The sequence below is a fragment of the Staphylococcus sp. GDH8C109P genome (assembly GCF_017893405.1).
GTDB classification, from domain to species: domain Bacteria; phylum Bacillota; class Bacilli; order Staphylococcales; family Staphylococcaceae; genus Staphylococcus; species Staphylococcus cohnii.
This window is the reverse complement of sequence record NZ_JAESMX010000013.1, coordinates 377,367-383,366: the sequence shown is the minus strand read 5'-3', so window position 1 is coordinate 383,366 and position 6,000 is coordinate 377,367. Positions and strand designations below refer to the sequence as shown.

Genomic DNA, 6,000 nt, shown 5'->3' with positions numbered 1-6,000 from the left:
ATAATTACATTGTATTTTTTCTTTTGATTTAATGCGTTAAATATATGTCCTTAAAGTAAAAACATTGATGTTAATGGATTTTTAGTAATTTACTCTTGATAAGATGTAACACCTTCAAATGAAGATATTAAAACCACTGCGAGACTTAGAGATTGTGGTCAACTATTAGGTATTGATTTATTAGACCATGTCATTATTGGCGACCATGAATATTTAAGCATGGTAGAAGCGGGTTACTTTGATTAAATAACAATGATTAAAATATAATATTACTAACGATGTTTGATTAAGTTGTCATCTTATACTTAACGAGCATATTATATTTGAGGCATCAAATTAGGAGATTAGAGGATGGAAAGTATACTTTTAGTAGCGCTGTTATTACCTGTGATTTATTTAATGCAAATGATTAAAATGAAAACTAATATGAGAATGAAACATATTTACTATACTGTATTGATTTCAACGATAGGTGTTACTATTTCCTCAGCAGTACTAAGTTTTTTAAAGGATTATAATCATTCGCTTTTTAATGTGGTTTTTAGTGCGATTATCCTTGGGGTTATTTGGGCGCTGTTATTGTGTGGGTGTTATTATTGTTATCAAGTACTTGCGAAAAAATAATCATTTGAATTCTTAAAAAGCGCTTAATGGACTTCAATGTCTATAAGCGCTAAAATTTTAATTTATAAAACTGAAAAATTGATTATAATTTTCCATTAACCAAAGAATGCCTTGGTATCCTAGATAAATACATAATATAATTATGCCAACATAGATTAAAAATCTTAAAATAGATAAACCTACTCTAAATAATAAGATAACTAAGAGTGCAAGCAGGATTATAGATAAAATACTCATTGTCTATTCACTCCTTTTAATATAGTTTAATATTAATGCATGAAACATACATCGGTCTATAGTTAAGATATAAATACACCTATAGTCTGATGATAAAATTTATTAAACATACTATAATTTTGATGAATAAAATAGGAGGATGGTTCATGCGTTTCATATTTAGTATTATAAAGAATATTATAGCTATTATTGCAATTATAGTAATTGTATTTTTCGCACTCAAATATGCGCCCTTTTTGAAAGACCAAGATTGGAACCCAATTCATAATGATGAATCATCCTTAAATAATAGCGCAAATAAAGGTCATCTAACAGGTGGACAAAGATATTCAGTAGAAGATAACGATATTTTGAATAATGTTCCACTTAGTCAAACAAAAAATATGTTTAATTGGATTGATAAGCGGGAGTTTATGTCAGTAACTGGTATCGAAAGAATGGGGTATAATGACACTTATTTAGCTGGTCAACGTGGAGATGAATTTATTATTTATAAATTTGGTTCTGAATCCATGAGAGTTTATAAAACTGAAATAGAGATGAATCAAGACCTTAATCAATTGGGCGAACATATAGAATTGAAGCCAGCTTCAAATTATGAGTAAGGGGTTTGAATTCTTTTAATAAATAAGTTAGCCTTATATAAGTAATATGAAAAGGTTGGTGTTTATAATGAGTGAAAAATCTAATGAAAAAAAAGCAGACGAACAAGCAAAAGCACAAAATTTATTTGCGCGTTGGCGTAAAGAAGAAACGCTTTATAAAGAAGATGAAAAAGAATCTAGTAAGTCTAATGACTCTAAAACATCATCAGATGAAGAGCAGAAATAGGATTCGTTTAATGCGAGTACAGTAAGTTAATTAAATATTTATGAAAGCTGTGGTTTATGCAGCTTCTAGGTAATTTTTTAGTTTGAAAAATAAATATGATTAATAACCAGGACGAGCTTCAAATCAATATGGATATGATTGATTTTAACTCGTTCTTTTTTATGAGATGGGATATTTATCAAATTGAGTAAAGGATTGGCCTAAAATGGAATTTTCTATGACTATTTCAAAAATGAAATGGTGCATTTAAATTAATACTAAATAATACACTATTCTCTATATTTATTGCTATAATACAAGTTATCACAATGTTTGAATATAAAATGTAGTAAACTTATCTTCATAATTAAAATTCACAAATGAATTTTGTTTCATATTCTTTATGTTCGTGCTTTATTTCGTTTATGTAGTAATATAAAATGATAGGAAGAAGATAAAATAGTTGGTTAATAGAGGTGTTTAGGTTGTCAAAGTTTTTTAGAAACAACAAATTGATTGTTATATTATGTGCAATCATTGTTTTTATCGCCTTGATTGGTGTGTCATTGCGATCCCAATCCCAATCACATGTTGAACAGTATGTTGGGGATACAGTAGCTTTTGGCCAAAAAGCTGTGAGTTATCCAGTCCAATTTATTACTGGATCTATCAATAATATTTTTACCAGTGGTGATTCAAAAAAACAATCAAGTGAGTTGAAACAGTTAGAGGCGGAAAATCAAAGGTTAAAGTCAGAGAATAAAAAGTACAAAAAAGAATTAGATATTGAAGACATATCTAAATTCGATCCAATTTCAAGCACAGTTCTGTCTAGAAACCCCGATCAGTGGATGAATACATTAGTGATTAATCAAGGTTCAAAAGATGGAATCAAAAATAATATGGCAGTAATGACTTCTGATGGTTTAGTTGGTCGAATCTCTAAAGTGAATCAATTTTCTTCACAAGTAGATTTAATATCAACAAACACAAGGGCAAATCGTTTATCTGTCAATATTCAACATGATGATATAAACGTGTTTGGCCTCATAGACCATTATGATGCAAAAAAGGAAGAACTAGTAATATCTGATATTAATAATAAAGACAGTGTTAAAAAAGGAGATAAGGTAGTTACAAGTGGATTAGCTGATCAGCTTCCAACTGGGTTATACATAGGTGAAGTAGCAAAAGTTGAAAATGATGAGTATGGTTTAGCTAAAGAAGTTAGAGTGAAAACTGGTACAGACTTAGCTGATTTAAGTCATGTTTATGTTGCTAAAAGAGACCCTAATACAGTACCTGATACTGAAAGTGGTGATAATTAATGCGAGCTTTTTACTACTTTCTAATAGGTGTCATTCTTTTTTATATTGATACCGCAATTGCACTTGTCATACCTATGCAAATTTCTGGGAAAGAGATTATTTTTGTACCTCATTTAACGATTATGTACATCTTAATCATTAGTGTCTATAGAGGTTTTGGTGTAGCTCTGATTTTATCTACAGTATTAGGATTAATTACCGATTTATATTATGGTAGCTTTTACGGATTATATTTATTTGGCTATATTTTATTAGTCGTAATCATGGATTTTTTCTTCAAGGTATTTTATCGAGATCATACGATGTTATTTACTATCGTCTTGTTAAGTACACTCGTGTTAGAAATTTATGTAGCAGTTATATATAGTGTTTTAGGATTAGTTCAATTTAATCTGTTTGAGTTTGTGATTTTTAGAATGATACCGACATATATTCTAAATTTAATTTTATTAATTGTTTTGTATCCGCTAATAACTAAATTTCTCAAGAAAATCCAATTGAAGATTGACAGTGAAAGATCATAATGCTAAAATGCAGTAGTTGAGTAGTTTCTAGCTACATACAACCGCTCGGATTCAGGTTTAAGTACAAAGATGTCACCTGAGTTTGGCGTGACTTAAATTATAGGAGGTGCAAAGTATGTTTGCTATTATTGAAACAGGTGGAAAACAAGTAAAAGTTGAAGAAGGACAAGAAATTTTCGTTGAAAAATTAGACGTAAATGAAGGTGATTCTTTCACTTTTGATAAAGTACTATTTGTAGGTGGAGATTCAGTTAAAGTTGGAGCACCAACAGTTGAAGGTGCAACAGTTACTGCTACTGTAAACAAACAAGGTCGCGGTAAAAAAATTACTGTTTTCACTTATAGACGTCGTAAAGACTCTAAACGTAAAAAAGGTCACCGTCAACCATACACTAAATTAACAATCGACAAAATCAACGCGTAATTATGATTAATGTAGATGTTACATTAAATGATTCGGGTCAAGTAACTGACGTTATCATGGATGGTCATGCTGATCATGGCGACTACGGTTACGATATTGTTTGTGCAGGAGCATCTGCAGTTATTTTCGGAAGTGTTAATGCTATAATGGGATTAACATCTGAGAAACCCGACATTGACTATAGTGATGACGGTGGATACTTCCATGTTAGAAGTGTTGATACGAATAACGAAAAAGCGCAATTAATTCTTCAAGCAATGTTAGTCTCTTTGCAGACCATTGAAGAAGAATACAAAGAAAATATTAGATTAAATTATAAGTGAGGTGCAACCAAATGTTAAAATTAAACTTACAGTTCTTCGCATCTAAAAAAGGGGTAAGTTCTACAAAAAACGGACGTGACTCTGAATCAAAACGTTTAGGTGCTAAACGTGCGGATGGTCAATTCGTTACTGGCGGTTCTATTTTATTCCGTCAACGTGGTACTAAAATTTATCCTGGTGAAAATGTTGGTCGTGGTGGCGACGATACATTATTCGCTAAAATCGACGGCGTTGTAAAATTTGAACGTAAAGGTCGAGACAAAAAACAAGTATCTGTATACGCAGCTGCTGAGTAATTTTTGTTCATGTTAACACCAGAAGTGATGACTTCTGGTGTTTATTTTTTGTCTTTATTTTCTAGTTATCTAGAAAATGCTATAATATACAAGATATGTAAATTAAGTTTTATAAAAAAGAGGTGAAATCATGTTTGTTGATCAAGTTAAAATATCACTCAAAGCTGGTGATGGCGGTAATGGCATAACTGCATATAGAAGAGAGAAATATGTACCATTTGGCGGTCCAGCAGGTGGTGACGGTGGTAACGGAGCTTCAATTGTGTTCGAAGTAGATGAAGGTCTAAGAACGTTATTAGATTTCAGATACCAAACACATTTCAAAGCTAAAAGAGGTGAAGGTGGTCAAAGTAGTAATATGCACGGTAAAAATGCTGAGCATTTAGTATTAAAAGTACCGCCAGGCACAATCATTAAAAGTGTAGAGACTGAAGAAGTCCTAGCTGATTTAGTAGAGAATGGACAGCGTGCTACAGTTGCACGAGGTGGTCGTGGAGGACGCGGGAATTCCCGCTTTGCTTCTCCGCGAAATCCTGCACCAGATTTTAGTGAAAACGGTGAACCAGGTGAAGAAATTGAGGTTACTTTGGAACTGAAACTACTTGCAGATGTTGGTTTAGTCGGTTTCCCTAGTGTTGGAAAATCTACATTATTATCAACAGTTTCTAAAGCAAAACCAAAGATTGGAGCTTATCACTTCACAACAATTAAACCTAATCTAGGCGTTGTTTCTACCAAAGATCATCGTAGTTTTGTGATGGCAGATTTGCCTGGACTTATACAAGGTGCTTCTGAAGGTATCGGATTGGGTCACCAATTTTTAAGACACGTTGAGAGAACCAAAGTAATCGTGCATATGATTGATATGAGTGGTTCGGAAGGTCGCGATCCTTACGAAGATTATCAGGTTATAAATGAAGAATTAAAAGCTTATGAACATAGATTAGAAGACCGACCACAAATTGTAGTTGCTAATAAAATGGATATCCCTGAAGCAGAGGATAATTTGACCATTTTTAAAGAACAATTAAATGACAAAAGTGTACGCATTATTCCCTTGTCTACAGTAATGCACGACAATATTGATGAATTATTATATGCTATTGCTGATACATTAGAAGAGGTCAAAGATGTAGATTTTAATAAAGAAGAAGAAGATTTAGGTGTTAATAGAGTAGTGTATAAACATACACCTAGTCAGGATGCATTTACGATTACTAGAGACGATGATGCTGCTTACGTAGTGAGTGGTAAAGCTATAGAAAGAATGTTCAAGATGACTGACTTTAATAGTGATCCAGCGGTTAGACGTTTTGCACGTCAAATGCGTTCAATGGGTATTGATGATGCATTACGTGAACGTGGTTGCGAAAATGGAGATATTGTAAGAATACTTGGTGGAGAATTTGAATTTGTTGAATAGGAGTGTTTGAT

At 32.2% G+C, this 6,000-nt stretch carries 10 protein-coding genes, 1 pseudogene and 1 other annotated feature; of the genes and pseudogenes, 10 read left to right on the top strand and 1 reads right to left on the bottom strand.

Going from position 1 to position 6,000, the window contains the following annotated elements; genetic code table 11:
- Nucleotides 1-102: 102 nt before the first annotated feature.
- Together KA867_RS06720 and KA867_RS06715 are read left to right on the top strand one after the other, a co-directional pair.
- Nucleotides 103-246: pseudogene (locus KA867_RS06720) on the top strand (JAB domain-containing protein); the annotation flags it as partial.
- A gap of 105 nt (nt 247-351) precedes the next feature.
- Nucleotides 352-624 (top strand): hypothetical protein, encoded by a 273-nt coding sequence (locus KA867_RS06715; RefSeq protein ID WP_210137464.1) that lies wholly within the window; start codon nt 352-354, stop codon nt 622-624.
- A gap of 57 nt (nt 625-681) precedes the next feature.
- Here KA867_RS06715 and KA867_RS06710 read toward each other — a convergent pair whose 3' ends face one another.
- Nucleotides 682-861, bottom strand: coding sequence for a hypothetical protein (locus tag KA867_RS06710; RefSeq protein ID WP_210137463.1), 180 nt, complete (start codon nt 859-861; stop codon nt 682-684).
- A gap of 146 nt (nt 862-1,007) precedes the next feature.
- On the opposite strand from KA867_RS06710, the gene KA867_RS06705 reads away from it, so the two are divergent.
- The 8 genes from KA867_RS06705 to obgE all read left to right on the top strand — a co-directional run bounded on the left by KA867_RS06705 (nt 1,008) and on the right by obgE (nt 5,989).
- Nucleotides 1,008-1,466 carry a DUF4930 family protein gene (locus KA867_RS06705; RefSeq protein WP_107384775.1) on the top strand — a complete coding sequence of 153 codons (459 nt, stop codon included), beginning with the start codon at nt 1,008-1,010 and terminating at the stop codon, nt 1,464-1,466.
- 67 nt (nt 1,467-1,533) lie between these two features.
- The gene (locus tag KA867_RS06700) at nt 1,534-1,692 is read left to right on the top strand and encodes a hypothetical protein (protein ID WP_019468502.1); all 159 of its coding nucleotides are present in this window, start codon (nt 1,534-1,536) and stop codon (nt 1,690-1,692) included.
- 464 nt (nt 1,693-2,156) lie between these two features.
- On the top strand, nt 2,157-2,999 hold the full coding sequence (gene mreC / locus KA867_RS06695; protein ID WP_210137462.1) for a rod shape-determining protein MreC: 843 nt from the start codon (nt 2,157-2,159) through the stop codon (nt 2,997-2,999).
- Nucleotides 2,999-3,523: a rod shape-determining protein MreD gene (gene mreD, locus KA867_RS06690; protein ID WP_210137461.1), complete on the top strand. Its 525-nt coding sequence runs from the start codon at nt 2,999-3,001 to the stop codon at nt 3,521-3,523. The genes mreC and mreD overlap by 1 nt, the downstream gene beginning before the upstream one ends.
- A gap of 29 nt (nt 3,524-3,552) precedes the next feature.
- Nucleotides 3,553-3,626 (top strand) — a sequence feature (ribosomal protein L21 leader region).
- Nucleotides 3,627-3,638: 12 nt separating this feature from the next.
- Nucleotides 3,639-3,947, top strand: coding sequence for a 50S ribosomal protein L21 (gene rplU, locus KA867_RS06685; protein ID WP_019468505.1), 309 nt, complete (start codon nt 3,639-3,641; stop codon nt 3,945-3,947).
- Nucleotides 3,948-3,949: 2 nt separating this feature from the next.
- Nucleotides 3,950-4,270: a ribosomal-processing cysteine protease Prp gene (locus tag KA867_RS06680; RefSeq protein ID WP_107384778.1), complete on the top strand. Its 321-nt coding sequence runs from the start codon at nt 3,950-3,952 to the stop codon at nt 4,268-4,270.
- Between the two features lie 11 nt (nt 4,271-4,281).
- Nucleotides 4,282-4,566, top strand: coding sequence for a 50S ribosomal protein L27 (gene rpmA, locus KA867_RS06675; RefSeq protein ID WP_019468507.1), 285 nt, complete (start codon nt 4,282-4,284; stop codon nt 4,564-4,566).
- A gap of 130 nt (nt 4,567-4,696) precedes the next feature.
- Nucleotides 4,697-5,989 (top strand): GTPase ObgE, encoded by a 1,293-nt coding sequence (gene obgE / locus KA867_RS06670; RefSeq protein WP_210137460.1) that lies wholly within the window; start codon nt 4,697-4,699, stop codon nt 5,987-5,989.
- Nucleotides 5,990-6,000 lie beyond the last annotated feature (11 nt).

What these genes read in the sequence shown, in the direction of transcription:
- KA867_RS06700 (WP_019468502.1), top strand. Translation starts at nt 1,534, where the DNA reads ATGAGTGAAAAATCTAATGAAAAAAAAGCAGACGAACAAGCAAAAGCA.
- KA867_RS06705 (WP_107384775.1), top strand. Translation starts at nt 1,008, where the DNA reads ATGCGTTTCATATTTAGTATTATAAAGAATATTATAGCTATTATTGCA.
- obgE (WP_210137460.1), top strand. Translation starts at nt 4,697, where the DNA reads ATGTTTGTTGATCAAGTTAAAATATCACTCAAAGCTGGTGATGGCGGT.
- mreD (WP_210137461.1), top strand. Translation starts at nt 2,999, where the DNA reads ATGCGAGCTTTTTACTACTTTCTAATAGGTGTCATTCTTTTTTATATT.
- KA867_RS06680 (WP_107384778.1), top strand. Translation starts at nt 3,950, where the DNA reads ATGATTAATGTAGATGTTACATTAAATGATTCGGGTCAAGTAACTGAC.
- KA867_RS06710 (WP_210137463.1), bottom strand. Translation starts at nt 861, where the DNA reads ATGAGTATTTTATCTATAATCCTGCTTGCACTCTTAGTTATCTTATTA.
- rpmA (WP_019468507.1), top strand. Translation starts at nt 4,282, where the DNA reads ATGTTAAAATTAAACTTACAGTTCTTCGCATCTAAAAAAGGGGTAAGT.
- rplU (WP_019468505.1), top strand. Translation starts at nt 3,639, where the DNA reads ATGTTTGCTATTATTGAAACAGGTGGAAAACAAGTAAAAGTTGAAGAA.
- KA867_RS06715 (WP_210137464.1), top strand. Translation starts at nt 352, where the DNA reads ATGGAAAGTATACTTTTAGTAGCGCTGTTATTACCTGTGATTTATTTA.